Source organism: Streptomyces sp. NPDC046931, assembly GCF_040644655.1.
In the GTDB taxonomy this organism is placed as follows: domain Bacteria; phylum Actinomycetota; class Actinomycetes; order Streptomycetales; family Streptomycetaceae; genus Streptomyces.
Genome location: NZ_JBEYWX010000011.1, coordinates 27,318 through 45,019, shown reverse-complemented (window position 1 = coordinate 45,019; position 17,702 = coordinate 27,318). Strand labels below are relative to the sequence as shown.

The 17,702-nt window shown below is 71.2% G+C and carries 16 protein-coding genes and 1 pseudogene; 16 read left to right on the top strand and 1 reads right to left on the bottom strand.

Going from position 1 to position 17,702, the window contains the following annotated elements; genetic code table 11:
- Positions 1–304 precede the first annotated feature (304 nt).
- The 5 genes from ABZ876_RS20485 to ftsH all read left to right on the top strand — a co-directional run bounded on the left by ABZ876_RS20485 (position 305) and on the right by ftsH (position 8,168).
- On the top strand, positions 305–1,645 hold the full coding sequence (locus tag ABZ876_RS20485; protein ID WP_361782809.1) for an ammonium transporter: 1,341 nt from the start codon (positions 305–307) through the stop codon (positions 1,643–1,645).
- Positions 1,642–1,980 carry a P-II family nitrogen regulator gene (locus tag ABZ876_RS20480; RefSeq protein WP_165263595.1) on the top strand — a complete coding sequence of 113 codons (339 nt, stop codon included), beginning with the start codon at positions 1,642–1,644 and terminating at the stop codon, positions 1,978–1,980. The genes ABZ876_RS20485 and ABZ876_RS20480 overlap by 4 nt, the downstream gene beginning before the upstream one ends.
- A gap of 26 nt (positions 1,981–2,006) precedes the next feature.
- Complete coding sequence (locus ABZ876_RS20475) at positions 2,007–4,451, top strand: [protein-PII] uridylyltransferase (RefSeq protein WP_361782805.1); 2,445 nt, start codon at positions 2,007–2,009, stop codon at positions 4,449–4,451.
- 117 nt (positions 4,452–4,568) lie between these two features.
- Positions 4,569–6,119, top strand: a complete 1,551-nt coding sequence (gene ffh / locus ABZ876_RS20470; RefSeq protein WP_361782802.1) for a signal recognition particle protein — start codon at positions 4,569–4,571, stop codon at positions 6,117–6,119.
- 117 nt (positions 6,120–6,236) lie between these two features.
- The gene (gene ftsH / locus ABZ876_RS20465) at positions 6,237–8,168 is read left to right on the top strand and encodes an ATP-dependent zinc metalloprotease FtsH (protein WP_361782799.1); all 1,932 of its coding nucleotides are present in this window, start codon (positions 6,237–6,239) and stop codon (positions 8,166–8,168) included.
- Between the two features lie 62 nt (positions 8,169–8,230).
- Here the strand turns inward: ftsH and ABZ876_RS20460 are convergent, their stop codons facing one another.
- The gene (locus ABZ876_RS20460; RefSeq protein ID WP_361782796.1) at positions 8,231–9,091 is read right to left on the bottom strand and encodes an SAM-dependent methyltransferase; all 861 of its coding nucleotides are present in this window, start codon (positions 9,089–9,091) and stop codon (positions 8,231–8,233) included.
- Positions 9,092–9,367: 276 nt separating this feature from the next.
- Between ABZ876_RS20460 and ABZ876_RS20455 the strand changes: the two are divergent.
- From ABZ876_RS20455 to lepB (ABZ876_RS20405), 11 genes and pseudogenes are all read left to right on the top strand, one after another.
- Positions 9,368–10,252 (top strand): annotated as a pseudogene (locus tag ABZ876_RS20455) (His/Gly/Thr/Pro-type tRNA ligase C-terminal domain-containing protein); the annotation flags it as partial.
- 259 nt (positions 10,253–10,511) lie between these two features.
- Complete coding sequence (locus tag ABZ876_RS20450) at positions 10,512–11,108, top strand: hypothetical protein (RefSeq protein ID WP_361782793.1); 597 nt, start codon at positions 10,512–10,514, stop codon at positions 11,106–11,108.
- 324 nt (positions 11,109–11,432) lie between these two features.
- Positions 11,433–11,852, top strand: a complete 420-nt coding sequence (gene rpsP, locus ABZ876_RS20445; RefSeq protein ID WP_361782790.1) for a 30S ribosomal protein S16 — start codon at positions 11,433–11,435, stop codon at positions 11,850–11,852.
- A 2-nt stretch (positions 11,853–11,854) separates the two neighbouring features.
- Positions 11,855–12,094 (top strand): RNA-binding protein, encoded by a 240-nt coding sequence (locus ABZ876_RS20440; RefSeq protein WP_003973401.1) that lies wholly within the window; start codon positions 11,855–11,857, stop codon positions 12,092–12,094.
- Positions 12,095–12,177: 83 nt separating this feature from the next.
- Positions 12,178–12,720, top strand: coding sequence for a ribosome maturation factor RimM (gene rimM, locus ABZ876_RS20435; RefSeq protein ID WP_361782787.1), 543 nt, complete (start codon positions 12,178–12,180; stop codon positions 12,718–12,720).
- The gene (trmD, locus tag ABZ876_RS20430) at positions 12,720–13,553 is read left to right on the top strand and encodes a tRNA (guanosine(37)-N1)-methyltransferase TrmD (RefSeq protein ID WP_361783228.1); all 834 of its coding nucleotides are present in this window, start codon (positions 12,720–12,722) and stop codon (positions 13,551–13,553) included. Before rimM ends, trmD begins: the two co-directional genes overlap by 1 nt.
- Positions 13,554–13,689: 136 nt before the next feature.
- Entirely contained in the window at positions 13,690–14,040 is a 351-nt protein-coding gene (gene rplS, locus ABZ876_RS20425; protein WP_361782784.1) for a 50S ribosomal protein L19, read from the top strand.
- Positions 14,041–14,085: 45 nt separating this feature from the next.
- The gene (lepB, locus tag ABZ876_RS20420; RefSeq protein WP_361782781.1) at positions 14,086–14,826 is read left to right on the top strand and encodes a signal peptidase I; all 741 of its coding nucleotides are present in this window, start codon (positions 14,086–14,088) and stop codon (positions 14,824–14,826) included.
- On the top strand, positions 14,819–15,907 hold the full coding sequence (gene lepB, locus ABZ876_RS20415) for a signal peptidase I (protein WP_361783225.1): 1,089 nt from the start codon (positions 14,819–14,821) through the stop codon (positions 15,905–15,907). Before lepB (ABZ876_RS20420) ends, lepB (ABZ876_RS20415) begins: the two co-directional genes overlap by 8 nt.
- Positions 15,792–16,748 carry a signal peptidase I gene (lepB, locus tag ABZ876_RS20410; protein ID WP_361782778.1) on the top strand — a complete coding sequence of 319 codons (957 nt, stop codon included), beginning with the start codon at positions 15,792–15,794 and terminating at the stop codon, positions 16,746–16,748. The genes lepB (ABZ876_RS20415) and lepB (ABZ876_RS20410) overlap by 116 nt, the downstream gene beginning before the upstream one ends.
- A 78-nt stretch (positions 16,749–16,826) precedes the next feature.
- On the top strand, positions 16,827–17,582 hold the full coding sequence (lepB, locus tag ABZ876_RS20405) for a signal peptidase I (RefSeq protein ID WP_361782775.1): 756 nt from the start codon (positions 16,827–16,829) through the stop codon (positions 17,580–17,582).
- Positions 17,583–17,702: the final 120 nt, after the last annotated feature.

Genomic DNA, 17,702 nt, shown 5'->3' with positions numbered 1-17,702 from the left:
GGCGCGACTCTCGCGGGCCCCGTTGATCGTCCCGGGGCTTCCGCAAATGATGGCCGCGGTGTTCCCGCCGCGATGTCATTCCTCAAAGGTCGCGTCACGGCAACGATCGACCGGGCCGGCATCCGGCAGTTCATCGACGCGTAACACGCCCGGCGCCTTCGTCACTGCGGCGAAACACCGAGGGGCGCCGACCGAAACCGTGCTGCGCCAATCTCATGGCGCATAACCGGCCCACCCCTCACGACCGCACCCGCTCCCAAGGCTTCGCCCGCACGGGGCCGTACCAACCGACGAGGAGACGCCGATGGCACCAGCCATCATGCTTGCGGCGGACGCACCCAAGCTGTCGTCCGCCAACACAGGCTTCATGCTGATCTGTTCCGCCCTGGTGATGCTCATGACCCCGGGCCTGGCCTTCTTCTACGGAGGCATGGTCCGCGTCAAGAGCACCCTGAACATGTTGATGATGAGCTTCATCAGCCTCGGCATCGTCACGATCCTGTGGGTGCTCTACGGCTTCTCCATGGCCTTCGGCACCGACAAGGGCTCGATCGTCGGCTGGACCTCCGACTTCGTCGGCTTCGGCGGCATCGGCAAGACGGACCTCTGGCCCGGCTACACCATCCCGGTCTTCGTCTTCGCCGTCTTCCAGCTGATGTTCGCGATCATCACGCCGGCCCTGATAAGCGGCGCGCTCGCGGACCGTGTGAAGTTCACCGCCTGGTCCCTGTTCCTCGTACTGTGGGTCACGGTCGTGTACTTCCCGGTCGCCCACTGGGTCTGGGGAACCGGCGGCTGGGCCTATGAACTGGGCGTCATCGACTTCGCCGGCGGTACGGCGGTCCACATCAACGCCGGTGCGGCGGCGCTCGGCGTGATCCTCGTCATCGGCAAGCGCGTCGGTTTCAAGAAGGACCCGATGCGCCCGCACAGCCTCCCGCTGGTCATGCTCGGCGCCGGTCTGCTCTGGTTCGGCTGGTTCGGTTTCAACGCCGGCTCCTGGCTCGGCAACGACGACGGCGTCGGCCCGCTGATGTTCGTCAACACCCAGGTCGCCACCGCCGCGGCCATGCTCGCCTGGCTCGCCTACGAGAAGATCCGCCACGGCGCGTTCACCACGCTGGGCGCCGCCTCCGGGGCCGTCGCCGGTCTGGTCGCGATCACCCCGTCCGGTGGCGCGGTCTCCCCGCTCGGCGCGATCGCCGTCGGCGCCATCGCCGGTGTCCTGTGCGCCATGGCCGTCGGCCTGAAGTACAAGTTCGGCTACGACGACTCCCTCGACGTCGTCGGCGTCCACATGGTCGGCGGTATCGCCGGCTCCCTGCTCATCGGCTTCTTCGCCAGCGGCAAGGGCCAGTCGAACGTCAAGGGCCTCTTCTACGGCGGCGACTTCGACCAGCTCTGGAAGCAGTGCGCCGGTGTCTTCGCGGTCCTCGCCTACTCCCTGATCGCCTCCGCGATCCTCGCCTTCCTCCTCGACAAGACCATCGGCATGCGGGTCCCCGAGGACGAGGAGATCTCCGGCATCGACCAGGCCGAGCACGCCGAGACCGCATACGACTTCAGCGGCGCGGGCGGCGGCGTCATCGGCACCGCCACCGCTTCGGCCCCGGCCGCCCCGCAGAGCAGGAAGGTGGACGCATGAAGCTCATCACCGCCGTCGTGAAGCCTCACCGGCTGGACGAGATCAAGGAGGCCCTCCAGGCCTTCGGAGTGCACGGTCTGACGGTCACCGAGGCGAGCGGCTACGGTCGGCAGAGGGGACACACCGAGGTCTACCGGGGCGCCGAGTACACCGTCGACCTCGTCCCCAAGATCCGTATCGAGGTGCTGGCCGAGGACGACGACGCCGAGCAGCTGGTCGACGTCATCGTCAAGGCGGCCCGCACCGGCAAGATCGGAGACGGCAAGGTCTGGTCCATCCCGGTCGAGACGGCCGTCCGGGTCCGGACCGGCGAGCGCGGACCGGACGCGCTGTAAGGCAACGACGGAACAGGAGTCGCCGGGTGGCGAGTACGGACGTACGTACGGAAGCAGAGGGCTCGGGACCCGGCGGCTACGCGGCGGCCCGGCTGCGTCTCCTCACGGAGGAGGCGCGGTCCGGGCCGCCGCGCCGTGCCGCCCTCGCCGAACTGACCGACGGCTGGCTCGCCGAGCTGTTCGGGGCGGGTGCCGAGGGGCTGCGCGGCGCCTCCCTGGTCGCCGTCGGCGGTTACGGCCGCGGTGAGCTGTCCCCGCGCAGCGACCTCGATCTGCTCCTGCTGCACGACGGCGGCGACGGCAAGGCGGTCGCCGCCCTGGCCGACCGCCTCTGGTACCCCGTCTGGGACCTCGGCCTGGCCCTCGACCACTCCGTCCGCACCCCGGCGGAGGCCAGCAGGACCGCGGGCGAGGACCTCAAGGTGCAGCTCGGCCTGCTGGACGCCCGGCATCTCGCGGGCGATCCGGGACTGACCGCGGGCCTGCGCACGGCCGTCCTCGCCGACTGGCGCAACCAGGCGCCGAAGCGGCTCCCCGAGCTACGGGAACTGTGCGCCGAGCGGGCCGCACGCCACGGCGAACTGCAATATCTGCTGGAACCCGACCTCAAGGAGGCGCGGGGCGGGCTGCGCGACGCCACGGCCCTGCGCGCGGTGGCCGCGTCCTGGCTCGCCGACGCCCCCCGTGAGGGGCTCACGGAGGCCCGGCAGGTGCTCCTGGACGTCCGGGACGCGCTGCATCTGACCACCGGGCGCGCCACCGACCGCCTCGGGCTCCAGGAGCAGGACCAGGTCGCCGCCGAGCTCGGCCTGCTGGACGCCGACACGCTGCTGCGCCAGGTGTACGAGGCGGCGCGCGTCATCTCGTACGCCAGCGATGTCACCTGGCGCGAGGTGGGGCGCGTCCTGCGGTCACGCGGCGCCCGGCCCCGGCTGCGCGCCATGCTCGGCGGCAAGCCCGTCGCGGAGCGGTCCCCGCTGGCCGAGGGTGTGGTGGAGCAGGACGGTGAAGTGGTGCTGGCCCGGGCCGCGCGCCCGGAGCGAGACCCCGTACTGCCGCTGCGTGCCGCCGCGGCCGCCGCGCAGGCCGGCCTCCCGCTCTCCCTGCACGCCGTACGGCGCATGGCCGAAACCGCACGCCCCCTGCCCACGCCCTGGCCCGCCGAGGCCCGCGAACAACTGGTGACCCTGCTGGGCTCCGGCCGCCCGACCGTCGACGTCTGGGAGGCCCTGGAGGCCGAAGGACTCATCGCCCGTCTGCTGCCCGACTGGGAGCGCGTGCGCTGTCGCCCGCAGCGCAACGCCGTGCACGTGTGGACGGTCGACCGGCACCTGATCGAGACGGCCGTACGCGCCTCCGAACTGACCCGCCGGGTCGGCCGCCCCGACCTCCTCCTGGTCGCCGCGCTCCTGCACGACATCGGCAAGGGCTGGCCCGGGGACCACTCGGTCGCGGGCGAGATCATCGCCCGGGACGTGGCCGGCCGTATCGGCTTCGACCGCGGCGACGTCGCCGTCCTCGCCACCCTGGTGCGCCACCATCTGCTGCTCGTGGAGACGGCGACGCGGCGCGACCTGGAGGACCCGGCCACCGTGCGCTCGGTCGCCGAGGCCGTGGGCTCGCAGAGCACGCTCGAACTGCTGCACGCGCTGACCGAGGCGGACGCGCTGGCGACCGGACCCGCCGCCTGGTCGTCCTGGCGGGGCGCACTGGTGACCGACCTGGTCAAACGGGTCTCGGCACTGCTGGCCGGCGACGAGCCCGAGGGCCCCCAGGCCGCCGCGCCCACCGCCGAGCAGGAACGGCTCGCCATCGAGGCGTTCCGCACGGGCGGCCCCGTCCTCGCGCTGCGCACACAGACCGAGCCGCCCACCGGCAAACCGGCCGACGGGCCGGAACCCCTCGGCGTGGAACTGCTCGTCGCCGTGCCCGACCAGCCCGGCGTGCTGCCCGCGGTGGCGGGCGTCCTGGCCATGCACCGCCTCACCGTACGCACGGCCGAGCTGCGGACCCTGGAGCTGCCGGACGGCGTCCACGACGGCTCCGTCCTGCTGCTCGACTGGCGGGTCGCGGCGGAGTACGGCTCGCTGCCGCAGGCCGCACGGCTGCGTGCCGACCTCGTACGGGCCCTGGACGGCTCCCTGGACATCGCGGGCCGCCTGGCCGAGCGGGACGCGGCCTACCCCCGCCGCCGGGGCGTGCTGGCGCCCCCGCCGCGCGTGACCGTCGCCCCGGCGGCCTCCCGGCACGCCACGGTGATCGAGGTGCGGGCCCAGGACGTGCCCGGACTGCTGTTCCGGATCGGGCAGGCCCTGGACAAAGCGGGCGTGCGGGTCCGCAGCGCGCATGTGTCGACGCTGGGCTCCAACGCCGTGGACGCCTTCTACGTGACCACCGGGGTGGGCGACCCGCTGCCGGGGGAGGAGGCGCCCTCGGTGGCGCGCACGCTGGAGGAGACGCTGCGAGCGTGAGTTTGCCGACACAGGCCCCCGCCCGCCCGCCACGACGGGCGGGGACGATTTGCTCGCCGGGCCGGATACCCTGGAGGGCAGCCCGAAACGACCCCGACTCCGAGGACCGACGCCGCCGTGTTCGATACCCTCTCCGACCGCCTCAGCGCGACTTTCAAAAGCCTCCGCGGGAAAGGCAGGCTCTCCGAGGCGGACATCGACGCCACCGCGCGCGAGATCCGCATCGCGCTCCTCGAAGCGGACGTGGCGCTGCCGGTGGTCCGGACCTTCATCAAGAACGTCAAGGAACGGGCCCTCGGGGCCGAGGTCTCCCGGGCCCTGAACCCGGCCCAGCAGGTCCTCAAGATCGTCAACGAGGAACTGGTCACGATCCTCGGCGGCGAGACCCGCCGCCTGCGCTTCGCCAAGCAGCCGCCGACCGTGATCATGCTCGCGGGTCTCCAGGGTGCCGGTAAGACCACCCTCGCGGGCAAGCTCGCCAAGTGGCTCAAGGAGCAGGGCCACTCCCCGCTCCTGGTCGCCGCCGACCTCCAGCGCCCCAACGCGGTCAACCAGCTGAGCGTCGTCGCCGAGCGCGCGGGCGTGGCCGTCTACGCGCCCGAGCCGGGCAACGGCGTCGGGGACCCGGTCAAGGTCGCCCGGGACTCCATCGACTTCGCCAGGACCAAGGTCCACGACATCGTGATCGTGGACACCGCCGGCCGCCTCGGCATCGACCAGGAGATGATGCAGCAGGCCGCGGACATCCGCGACGCCGTGCGGCCCGACGAGATCCTGTTCGTCGTCGACGCGATGATCGGTCAGGACGCCGTCAACACCGCGGAGGCCTTCCGCGACGGCGTCGGCTTCGACGGCGTGGTCCTCTCCAAGCTCGACGGCGACGCCCGCGGTGGTGCCGCCCTGTCGATCGCCTCGGTCACCGGCAAGCCGATCATGTTCGCGTCGAACGGCGAGAAGCTCGACGACTTCGACGCCTTCCACCCGGACCGGATGGCCTCCCGCATCCTCGACATGGGTGACCTGCTCACCCTGATCGAGCAGGCGGAGAAGACGTTCAGCCAGGAAGAGGCCGAGAAGATGGCCTCCAAGCTGGCGTCCAAGAAGGGCCAGGACTTCACCCTGGACGACTTCCTGGCCCAGATGGAGCAGGTCAGGAAGATGGGCAGCATCAGCAAGCTGCTCGGCATGCTGCCCGGCATGGGCCAGATCAAGGACCAGATCAACAACCTGGACGAGCGGGAGGTCGACCGCATCGGCGCGATCATCAAGTCGATGACGCCGGGCGAGCGCCAGGACCCGACGATCATCAACGGCTCGCGCCGCGCCCGTATCGCCAAGGGTTCCGGTGTCGAGGTCAGCGCGGTCAAGGGGCTCGTGGAGCGGTTCTTCGAGGCACGCAAGATGATGTCCCGCATGGCGCAGGGCGGTGGGATGCCGGGTATGCCGGGGATCCCGGGGATGGGCGGCGGCCCCGGCCGGGCCAGGAAGCAGCCGAAGAAGGCCAAGGGCAAGCAGCGCTCCGGCAACCCGATGAAGCGCAAGCAGCAGGAGCAGGAGGAGGCCGCGCGCCGCGCCGCAGCGGCCCAGGGCCAGGGCGCCTTCGGCCTGCCGCAGCAGGCCGGTCAGGACTTCGAGCTCCCGGACGAGTTCAAGAAGTTCATGGGCTGACCCGGACTCACCGGGCGGCCCGTACGAAGGCTCCCGCCGTACCGCACCGAGGGCGCCCCCTTCCCGGGGCGCCCTCAGCGCGTGCCGGGGCCTGCCGGGTGCCGTACCGTCCGAGGTATGAGCAACGCCGCGCCACCACGCAAGACCCCCGAGAAACCGTGGCGCACCGAGGGCACGCCGGAGGAACCGTCCAGGTGGCCGGGCGGCAGGAGGATGCGCGGCGGCTGGTGGGGCCTGGTCGTCGCCGCGGTGATCGTCTTCTTCGTCGCCTACGCCACGGTGTCCTACTACAACCGCGGCAACGAGCCGACCATCTCGTACACGGAGTTCAGCAGGCAGATCGGCGACGACAACGTCAAAACGATCTACTCCAAGGGCGACGCGATCCAGGGGCAGCTCAGGCATCCCCAGGCCAAACCCCACGGCGGCGGCAAATACACCAAGTTCAAGACCCAGCGCCCCGCCTTCGCGGACGACAAGCTCTGGCAGAACCTCAGCAAGCACCATGTGACGGTCACCGCCCAGCCCGTGGTGCAGGAGCGGAGCTTCCTGTCCAACCTGCTGCTCTCGCTCGCGCCGCTCGTGATCCTCGTGGCGCTGTGGGTCTTCTTCGCCCGGCGGATCGGGGCCGGTCTCGGCGGCCCGGGCGGCATGCTCGGCCGCAAGGCGCCGCCCAGACCGGTGGAGCTGCGGCCGGGCACCGCGCGCACCACGTTCGCCGACGTGGCCGGGATCGACGAGGTCAAGGGCGAGCTGGACGACGTCGTCGACTTCCTCGAGCACCCCGACGCCTACCGCAGGATGGGCGCGAAGGCGCCGCGCGGCGTGCTGCTCACGGGCCCGCCCGGCACCGGCAAGACGCTGCTGGCGCGGGCGGTGGCGGGCGAGGCAGACGTGCCGTTCTTCTCCGCCTCCGCCTCCGAGTTCATCGAGATGATCGTCGGCGTCGGCGCCTCCCGCGTACGCGAGCTGTTCGCCGAGGCCCGCAAGGTGGCCCCGTCGATCATCTTCATCGACGAGATCGACACGATCGGGCGGGCACGTGGCGCGGGCGCGTCGGTGAGCGGCCACGACGAGCGCGAGCAGACGCTCAACCAGATCCTCACCGAGATGGACGGCTTCTCCGGCTCCGAGGGCGTGATCGTCATCGCGGCGACCAACCGCGCCGACATCCTGGATCCGGCACTGACCCGGCCCGGCCGCTTCGACCGTGTCGTCCACGTCTCCCCGCCGGACCGCGCCGGACGCGAGGCCATCCTCAGGATTCACACCCGGGACATCCCGCTCGCCCCCGATGTGGACCTGGCCCAGGTGGCCCGTACCACTCCCGGCATGACCGGTGCCGAGCTGGCCAACCTCGCCAACGAGGCCGCCCTGCTCGCGGTCAAGCGGAAGCAGGACCGGGTGACCCAGGCCAACTTCTCGGAGGCCCTGGAGAAGGTGCAGCTGGGCGCCGAACGGTCGCTCGTGATGCCGGAGGAGGAGCGCCGCAGGACCGCATACCACGAGAGCGGGCACGCCCTGCTGGGCATGCTGCAACCGGGCGCCGACCCGGTGCGCAAGGTCACCATCGTGCCGCGCGGCCGGGCGCTCGGGGTGACGCTGTCGACCCCCGAGTCCGACAAGTACGCGTACACGGAGGAGTACCTGCGCGGCCGTATCATCGGCGCGCTCGGCGGCATGGCGGCGGAACAGGTCGTCTACCGGGTCATCACCACGGGCTCCGAGAGCGACCTCGAACAGGTCACCAACATCGCCCGCGGCATGGTCGCGCGCTGGGGCATGAGCGAGCGGGTGGGCCGGCTGTCCGCGCTGCCGAGCGACGCCCAGCAGGCGTACGGCCTCGCGGCGGCCCCGCAGACGCTGGATGTGATCGAGATCGAGATGCGGCGCATCGTGGACGAGTGCTACGGGGAGGCCTGCCGCAAACTCCAGGAGCACAGGGGTCAGTTGGACGCGCTGGCCGAGGCGCTGCTGGTCAACGAGACACTGGACGAGGCGGAGGCGTACCGGATCGCCGGCATCCTGCGCGTGAGGAAGGCCGACTGAGCGATCCCGGACCGTCGCCCCCGTCCCGGGCGGTCGCTCCCGGTCCCGGGCCGTCGCTGGTCCTACGGGACGCGTGCGATCAGATAGCGGAACACGTTCGGCATCCACACCGTGCCGTCCGCCCGCCGGTGCGGGTGCAGGGCCTCCGCCAGCTCCTTGCCGACCTGCTCCTGGTCCGTCGCGTCCATCGCCGCGTCGAACAGCCCCGTGGACAGCATCCCCCGTACCGCGCTGTCCAGGTCGGCGTACCCGAACGGGCAGGCGACCCGCCCCGATCCGTCCGGCCGGAGCCCCGAGCGCCGCGCGGTGTCCTCCAGGTCGTCGCGCCCGGCGGGGCGCGGGCGGACCGCATCGCCTCCGGGGTCGGCCGGCTTGGTCGCGACCCGGAGCACCGACACGGTGCTGCACCGTTCCGGCGGACCCCATCCGGCGAGCACCACGGGGGCCCCGCGCCGGGCGAGCGATGCCGCCGCCGCGAGCTGTCCGGCGAGGTCCTCGTCGTCGCCGGCCGCGTATCCGGCCGGGCCGAAGGCGGTCAGCAGGGTGTACGCCCCCTCTCCGGGCGCGGGCGCCGCGTCTTGTGGGCGGCCGTCGACGATCCGTGAGTCCGCACGCGCGCGTGGCCACCGCGCCGCGGGCCGCAGCCGCTCACGGGCGAGCGCCAGCCGTTCGTCCGCGCCGGAGTCGACACCGGTGACCGCGGCGCCCCGGGAGGCGGCCAGCAGGAGGGCGAGGCCCGTACCGCACCCGAGCGCGAGCAGCCGCGTCCCGACGCCCACACCGAGCCGGTCGTAGACGGCCTCGAAGAGCGGGACGAGCATGCGTTCCTGAATCTCGGCCCAGTCACGCGCGCGTGCACGCCGGTCCACGTGGGGAGCCGCCCCCGCGTGGGGGAGGTGCTGCCCCGCGAGCGTAGGTGTCATCGAAAGCGCCCCAATCCGCTGTCGGTTGTCGCTGTGTCCGGTTCCGTGGCCCCCCGTGACATGCGCTCGCACTTTCCCCCGTGCCCCCGTATGTCAGGTAACTCCGCGCCCGTCGTGGCGTCCAGGGGGTGCGGCGCACTCCGTGTGAGCCGTTGGTGCGCCCCAGGTCACCCCCGCTGACAAATGATTCACGGCGCCCGTCATCCGGCCGTACGGGTACGGACCGTGGGAGCGGATGCAGACGGGGATGGACGCCCGCATCAAGGAGACGGGCACCTCTACGAAAACTTCATGCGCGGCGTCCTGGCGATGGACGTCGTCCCCGGCCGCAAGACGGCCAGGGAGCGCTTCGCGGGCGCCGTCAACACCCTCACCCTGGAAGCCAAGATGGGCGACGGCAAGGCCCTGCGGATGGCCGCCAGCCACGAACTGGGCCAGGACTTCGCCAGAGCCTTCAACACGCGGTACCTGTCGAAGGAGGGCCGGCCGGAGCTGCTCTGGCAGACCTCCTGGGGCTCGACGACCCGCATGATCGGCGCCCCGGTGATGGCGCACGGCGACGACGACGGACTGCGTGTTCCGCCGCGCCTCGCGCACATCCTGGTCGTGGTGCTCGCGATCAAGCTCGCGATCAAGGGCGATGACTCGGTTCTGGCCAAGGTCCGTGAGGTCGGCGACCGGCTGAAGGCGGCCGGGCTGCGCGTCCAGGTGGACGACCGCACCGACGCCCCCTTCGGCCGCCGCGCCGTGGACCGGGAGCTCAAGGGCGTGCCCGTCCGCATCGAGACGGGTCCGCGTGACCTGGCCGACGGCACGGCGATGGTGGCCCGCCGCTTCCCCGGGGGGAAGGAGCCGGTGGCGACCGGCCGGCTGGCGAGCCTCCTCCCCGGGATCCTCGAGGAGGACCAGGCCCTGCTGCTCGCGCAGTCCCGCGCGCGCCGCGAGTCCCGGACGGCGGACGTGCCGACGATCGGGGAGGCCATGGAGGGGGCCACCGCCGGAGGCTGGGCGCGCATCCACTGGGCGGTGCTGGGCGAGGACGGCGAGACGAAGCTCGCCGAGCGCCCGGTGACCGTACGGTGTCCGGTGGCCGGGAACGGGCCGGTGCCGGAGGCCGAGGACGACCCGGGTAACGTCGCGGCCGTCACGCGCGCTTACTGAAGTACGGGCAGAAGCGGGAGAGCGACCGAAACGCCTCTTGCGCATCCGCAGTACCCAGCCGCCCCGGCGCGCGGGCCTCGTCTACGCGCCGGGCCGTACGCGTCACTACGCACCGGCTTGGTAGGAGCTGTGAGGCTTCTCCGCAGATCAGCGCACCCGCCCTCGTCAGGACGCATCAGCGGCAACTGACGGGTACGTGCAAATTATTTGGGATGCCCCGGAATAGGAACACGGGAGCCCCCAGGCTCGTTGTCATTACGTGAGCACGACACCACCTGTACTCGCCGCAGAGCTGGCACAGGCGTGGGCCGACATTCAACGGCACCACCCTGAACTGCCGGATCTCGCCGCGCCGGAGTCCCTGATCGGAGAGTCGTCGTCCGCCTGCGGGCACGAACTCTCATTCGAGCGACTGCTTCACGAAGCAGTCCACGGCATCGCCGCCGCCCGCGGAGTACGCGACACCTCCCGCGCCGGCCGCTACCACAACCGCAGATTCCTCGCGATCGCCGAGGAGCTGGGCCTGGACCACCCCGAGGAGCCGCACCCGAGCAGCGGCTTCTCCCTGGTCACGCTCAGCCCCGAGGCGAAGCGGCGCTACCGCCCCACCATGGAGCGGCTCCAGCGCGCGCTGAAGGCCCACTCGGCGGCGACGGCCGCGGACACGGCCCGCAGCTTCCGGGGCCCTGCCGCGCGGCACGGCTCCTCCGGGGGCGGCGTCCGGGTCAAGGCGGTCTGCGACTGCGGCCGCAACGTCCGCGTCGTCCCGTCGGTGCTGGCCCAGGCCCCGATCGTGTGCGGCGGCTGCGGCAAGCCGTTCCGCATCCCCGAGCCGGTGGGGGCCGCGGCGAGCTGAACGGACGGCTGCTCGTGGCAGCCGTGCTCGGCTCCGTCCGCAGCGACGACAGCACCCAGTGAGCGCCGGGTGGCGTGACCCACGCCCGGGGGCCCGGCGCCGGGTGCGCCTTCGGCATGCCCGCACGCGCGCGTGCCCTCGGCCCTCTCGACCCCCTCGGCTCAGACCCCCCGAAGGGTGTGGCAGAATGGCTAGCTGTACTCGACAGCCGCACAGGACCCCTCTCTCCTCCGGCTGACGCGTCCATCGGGCACTCGGGTACCGCAGCCCCACGCGGCCGTCCCGCCGTGCCCCACCACGTCAAATCCAGGAGAACCCACTCCCGTGGCAGTCAAGATCAAGCTGAAGCGTCTGGGCAAGATCCGTTCGCCTCACTACCGCATCGTCGTCGCCGACTCCCGTACCCGCCGTGACGGCCGGGCGATCGAGGAGATCGGCAAGTACCACCCGACGTACAACCCGTCGGTCATCGAGGTCGACGCCGAGCGCGTGGCGTACTGGCTCGGCGTCGGCGCCCAGCCGACCGAGCCCGTGCTCGCCATCCTGAAGAAGACCGGCGACTGGCAGAAGTTCAAGGGCGAGCCCGCCCCGGCGCCGCTGCTCGTGGCCGAGCCCAAGGCCACCCGTCCGTCGTTCGAGGCCCTGAGCGGCGAGGACGAGGGCAAGGGTGAGGCGATCACCCAGAAGAAGAAGGCCGAGAAGAAGGACGAGGCTGCGGCTGAGTCCGCGTCGACCGAGGCCTGAGCATGCTCGAGGAGGCTCTCGAGCACCTCGTGAAGGGCATCGTCGACAACCCTGACGATGTGCAGGTGGCCTCGCGCAACCTGCGCCGCGGGCGAGTGCTCGAGGTCCGGGTCCACCCGGACGACCTCGGCAAGGTGATCGGCCGCAACGGCCGCACCGCACGCGCTCTGCGCACCGTCGTGGGCGCCATCGGCGGCCGCGGTGTCCGCGTCGACCTAGTCGACGTGGACCACGTCCGCTGAACGCAACACAGCACCGGCACGGGCCGGGGAGGGCCACTGGGCCGTCCCCGGCCCGTGGTCGTCACGACAGGAGATCTTCACAAGTGCAGCTGGTAGTCGCACGGATCGGCCGCGCCCACGGCATCAGGGGCGAGGTCACCGTGGAAGTACGTACCGACGAGCCCGAACTCAGGCTCGCGCCCGGCGCCGTGCTCGCCACCGATCCCGCCTCCACGGGGCCGCTCACCATCGCGTCCGGCCGGGTGCACAGCGGCAACCTGCTCCTGCGGTTCGAAGGCGTCGTCGACCGCAACGCCGCCGAAGCGCTCCGCAACACCCTCCTGATCGCCGAGGTCGACCCGGACGAGCTGCCCGAGGGCGAGGACGAGTACTACGACCACCAGCTGATCGACCTCGATGTCGTCACGGGGGACGGCGTGCAGGTGGGCCGCATCACCGAGGTCTCGCACCTGCCCTCACAGGACCTGTTCGTGGTGGAGCGCGCGGACGGCACCGAGGTACTGATCCCGTTCGTCGCGGAGATCGTCACCGAGATCGACCTGGAGCAGCAGCGGGCGGTCATCGACCCGCCGCCCGGGCTGATCGACGACCGGGCCGAGATCGACGTCGTGGGAGACGAGGCGTGATGCGGCTCGACGTCGTCACGATCTTCCCCGAGTACCTGGAACCCCTGAACGTCTCCCTCGTCGGCAAGGCACGCGCGCGGGGACAGCTCGACGTGCACCTGCACGATCTGCGGTCCTGGACGTACGACCGGCACAACACCGTCGACGACACCCCCTACGGCGGCGGTCCCGGCATGGTCATGAAGACCGAGCCCTGGGGTGACGCCCTGGACTGCGTCCTCTCCGACGGCTACGAGTCCGGCTCCCACGCTCCGGCGCTGATCGTCCCCACGCCCAGCGGCCGCCCCTTCACCCAGGAGCTCGCCGTCGAGCTCTCCGAGCGCCCGTGGCTGATCTTCACGCCCGCCCGCTACGAGGGCATCGACCGCCGCGTCATCGACGAGTACGCGACCCGCATACCCGTGTACGAGGTGTCCATCGGCGACTACGTCCTCGCCGGCGGAGAGGCGGCCGTCCTCGTCATCACCGAAGCGGTGGCCCGGCTGCTGCCCGGCGTCCTCGGAAACGCCGACTCCCACCGGGACGACTCCTTCGCGCCCGGCGCCATGGCGAACCTCCTGGAAGGGCCCGTCTACACCAAGCCGCCGGCCTGGCGCGGGCGCGGGATCCCCGACGTGCTGCTCAGCGGCCACCACGGCAGGATCGCCCGCTGGCGCCGGGACGAGGCCCTGAGGCGCACGACGGCCAACCGGCCCGATCTGATCGAGCGTTGCGAACCCTCGGCCTTCGACAAGAAGGACCGCGAGATGCTCTCCATCCTGGGCTGGGCACCGGATTCGGAAGGCGCAGCGCACGGCCGATTTTGGCGCAGGACCGGGACCGTGGAAGAATAGGCGGCTGTTGTCCGAGGTCCGGCGTGCGCCCCTGCCACGGGGGGATACGACGCCCGCCCCGACCCGGTCGGCGACTTCTTACCGAAAAACTACCTTCCGTCGATGACCTGTGGCATCGGCGAAGAAAGCAGACGAAATGTCTCACCTGCTCGACTCCGTCGACGCCACGTCGCTGCGCACCGACCTCCCGGCGTTCCGCCCCGGTGACACCGTCAACGTCCACGTCCGCGTCATCGAGGGCAACCGCTCCCGTGTGCAGCAGTTCAAGGGCGTAGTGATCCGCCGCCAGGGCTCCGGTGTGCGCGAGACCTTCACGGTCCGCAAGGTCTCCTTCTCCGTCGGCGTCGAGCGCACGTTCCCGGTGCACACCCCGATCGTCGAGAAGATCGAGCTCGTCACCAGGGGCGACGTGCGCCGCGCCAAGCTGTACTACCTGCGTGAGCTGCGCGGCAAGGCGGCGAAGATCAAGGAGAAGCGCGAGAACTGAGCGCCTCCCGGGGTCCCTGCCGGGGCCGGATAGCATCTGGCCCCGATGGACACCGAGACACAGCACACGGAGCGCGACCGCTCCTCCAGCCCCCGAGACCCCGAGGAGACCTCGGACACATCGGGTGCGGAGGGCCGGTCGCGCTTCGCGTCGGTGTCCCGGATCGCCGGCCGGCTGCCCGGCGGACGGATCACCCTGGCCGTCCTTATCTGTCTGCTCTTCCTGCTCACCCTCAGCACCTGGGTCGTACAGCCCTTCGACATTCCCAGCGGTTCGATGGAACGCGGATTGAGGGTTGGGGACCGCGTGCTCGTAAATAAGTTGGCGTACCGTTTCGGATCGAAACCGCAGCGGGGAGACGTCGTCGTGTTCGACGGCACCGGATACTTCGGGAACGCCGACTACATCAAGCGGGTAGTCGGTGTGGGGGGAGACCATGTGGTCTGCTGCGACAGGGAGGGGAGGCTCGACGTGAACGGCCGGTCGGTCGACGAGTCGGCGTTTCTTTACCCGGGGAACAGCCCGTCCGACGTCCCCTTCGACGTCGTCGTGCCCGCCGGCACCCTCTTCGTGCTCGGCGACCACCGCAGCGACTCCAGTGACTCCCGTGACCACCTGGGCTCCCCGGGCGGCGGCATGATCCCGCTCGGCGCCGTGATCGGCAGGGCCGACTGGGTGGTCTGGCCGGCTGCGGACCTCCGGCGCCTGCCCCGCCCCGGCGCCTACGCGCGCGTACCCGCCGCGGCGGCCGGCGCGCCGGAGAAGGCGGACGGTGTCCATGGGTAACCGCGGCAAGCCGCGCGGCCTGCCGGCCGACACCGCCACACAGAATCTCCTGCCCACCGGCGCACGGCGCGCCGCCGGCAGCGGCCCCACCGGGCGCAGCCGCGCCGAGCGGCGCAAGCTCCAGCGCAAGGTCAAGCGCAAGAGAAGGCGTTCCGCGGCCAAGGAGATACCGCTCCTGGTCGGCGTCGCCGTCCTCATAGCGCTGGTCCTGAAGACCTTCCTGCTGCAGGCCTTCGTGATCCCGTCCGGCTCGATGGAGAACACGATCCAGATCGGCGACCGCGTCCTTGTGGACAAGTTCACCCCATGGTTCGGCTCCAAGCCGCAGCGTGGCGACGTCGTCGTCTTCCGGGACCCCGGGAACTGGCTTGCGGGCGAGAAGACGACCAAGAAGAACGACCCGGTCGTCGTCAAGCAGATCAAGGAAGGGCTCACCTGGATCGGCCTGCTGCCCTCCGACAACGACAAGGACCTCATCAAGCGGGTCGTCGCGGTCGGCGGAGACACCGTCAAATGCTGTGACGCGCAAGGCCGCGTCACCGTCAACGGCATGCCCCTCAACGAGCCGTACATTCACCCGGGAAACAAACCTTCGGACTTCGCCTTCTCCATGACCGTGCCCCCGGGCCGTCTGTGGGTCATGGGCGATCACCGGGCCAACTCGGCCGACTCGCGCTACCACCGCACCGAGAAGTACGGCGGTACCGTCTCGGAGAAGTCCGTCGTCGGCCGCGCCATGGTCATCGCCTGGCCCATAGGGCACTGGACACGTCTGAGGGAACCAGACACTTACGCGTCCGTGCCGAGCGGGTCGACCACCGCGCTCGGTCCGTCGCATAGGGTGGCCTCCGCGGATCGATACGGATTGATCCCCCTCCCGAGCCCTGCGGAACTCCCGCTCGTTATGGGAGTGGTGGGCCTGCGCCGACTCAGGCGCCGGCGGCGGTACGGAGTGAGGAGTGGATGTGGGGGATTTGGCGGTCGGAGCACGGTCTGGGCACGAAGGCCCCGAAGAGAGGCCGCAACGACCCGACGACGCGGCTTCCCCGGCCTCGCCCGACCACACCGGCTCCGGGAGTGACCCATCGGACGACGGTGTCACCCAGGGCGGCGGCGGACAGACGGGCCAGCCGCCGAAGCAGCGCTCCTTCTGGAAGGAACTTCCGCTCCTCATCGGTATCGCGCTGGTCCTCGCGCTGCTGATCAAGACGTTCCTGGTGCAGGCGTTCTCGATTCCCTCGGACTCGATGCAGAACACCCTCCAGCAGGGCGACCGCGTCCTCGTGGACAAGCTGACCCCCTGGTTCGGCTCCCAGCCCACCCGCGGCGAGGTCGTCGTCTTCCACGACCCGGACAACTGGCTGGCGGGCGAGCCCACCACGACTCCGAACGCCCTCCAGACGGCCCTGAGCTGGATCGGCCTGATGCCGTCCGCGGAGGAGAAGGACCTCATCAAGCGGGTGATCGGGGTCGCCGGCGACACCATCGAGTGCAGGAACACCGGCCCCCTGATCGTCAACGGCAAGCCGCTCAACGAGCCGTATGTGTACCCGGGCAACACCCCGTGCAGCGTCGACGACCAGGGTGGCCAGTTCAAGGTCACGGTTCCCCAGGGCAGAATCTGGGTCATGGGCGACCACCGGCAGAACTCGCTGGACTCCCGCTATCACCAGCAGGACAGGTACCAGGGCTTCGTGCCGGTGGGGAACGTCGTGGGCCGCGCCGTCGTCGTCGCCTGGCCGCCCACCCGCTGGAACACGCTGCCGATCCCGGACACCTTCGAGCAGGGCCTGGACGTGACGGCCCCCGCCGCACTCGGCCTGACGGGCGCCCTCCCGCTGGTCCTGTGGCGCAGGCGCCGCCTCACCGCGCGCCTTACCGCCGGAAACCCTCGGGTTCCCGGGGGCGGTACCGCCGGGTAGGGTGCCGTCCCAGATCGCCGATCTTCCGTGGCCTTGGACGGCCGCGGGGGTCGATTCTCCGACCTGGGGAGCACTGGGATGAGCGGGACTGGTCGAACCGGCCGTACGGAAGAGGGCCGCGGACGGCTCGGCAGCACGCTGTCGGGGCTGGCCGTGGCCCTCGGCTGTGTGCTCTTCCTCGGCGGGTTCGTCTGGGGCGCGATCGTCTACAAGCCGTACACCGTGCCGACCGACTCCATGTCGCCCACCATCGCCGCCGGTGACCGGGTGCTGGCCCAGCGCGTGGACGGAGCCGACGTCAAGCGCGGCGACGTCGTCGTCTTCCGGGAGAAGAGCTGGGGCGACATGCCCCTGGTCAAGCGGGTCGTGGCCGTCGGCGGCGACACCGTCGCCTGCTGCACCGACGGCCGGCTGACCGTCGACGGCAAGGAGATCCACGAGTCGTACCTGGCCAAGGGCCAGGCCGCGGAGTTCCGGAACATCCCCACGATCACCGTCCCGAAGGACCGGCTGTTCATGCTCGGCGACGAGCGCAGCGGCTCCCTGGACTCCACGGCCCACCTGACGGAGGCCTTCAGCGGCACGGTGGAGCGCGAGGCGGTGGACGCCCGCGTGGACGCCGTGGTGTGGCCCATGAACGGCATGCTGGCCCGCCCGGCCGGCTTCCAGGAACTGGGCCCGCTCTCCTCTCCGGGGCCGCTGCGGCTGATCCTCGGCACGATCGCGGCGGGCGCGGTGCTGGTGATGGCGGGCGGCGCGTACGGTCCGATCGCCCGCCGCGCGGCCCGCAAGCGCGCCGGCGCCGTACGGACGGAGCCGGCCGGTGTCCGCTGAGGCGCCGCAGCCCCTCTCCTCCCCGGACGGCCCTGACGGCCCTGACGGCCCTGACGGCCCTGACGGCCCTGACGGCCCTGACGGCCCTGACGGCCCTGACGGCCCTGACGGCCCTGACGG

Bases quoted from the DNA above. Each gene is read 5' to 3' on its own strand.
- trmD (WP_361783228.1), top strand. From the start codon at position 12,720: ATGCGGCTCGACGTCGTCACGATCTTCCCCGAGTACCTGGAACCCCTG.
- ABZ876_RS20480 (WP_165263595.1), top strand. From the start codon at position 1,642: ATGAAGCTCATCACCGCCGTCGTGAAGCCTCACCGGCTGGACGAGATC.
- ABZ876_RS20485 (WP_361782809.1), top strand. From the start codon at position 305: ATGGCACCAGCCATCATGCTTGCGGCGGACGCACCCAAGCTGTCGTCC.
- lepB (WP_361782781.1), top strand. From the start codon at position 14,086: ATGGACACCGAGACACAGCACACGGAGCGCGACCGCTCCTCCAGCCCC.
- ftsH (WP_361782799.1), top strand. From the start codon at position 6,237: ATGAGCAACGCCGCGCCACCACGCAAGACCCCCGAGAAACCGTGGCGC.
- ABZ876_RS20440 (WP_003973401.1), top strand. From the start codon at position 11,855: ATGCTCGAGGAGGCTCTCGAGCACCTCGTGAAGGGCATCGTCGACAAC.
- ABZ876_RS20460 (WP_361782796.1), bottom strand. From the start codon at position 9,091: ATGACACCTACGCTCGCGGGGCAGCACCTCCCCCACGCGGGGGCGGCT.
- lepB (WP_361782775.1), top strand. From the start codon at position 16,827: ATGAGCGGGACTGGTCGAACCGGCCGTACGGAAGAGGGCCGCGGACGG.
- lepB (WP_361783225.1), top strand. From the start codon at position 14,819: ATGGGTAACCGCGGCAAGCCGCGCGGCCTGCCGGCCGACACCGCCACA.
- rplS (WP_361782784.1), top strand. From the start codon at position 13,690: ATGTCTCACCTGCTCGACTCCGTCGACGCCACGTCGCTGCGCACCGAC.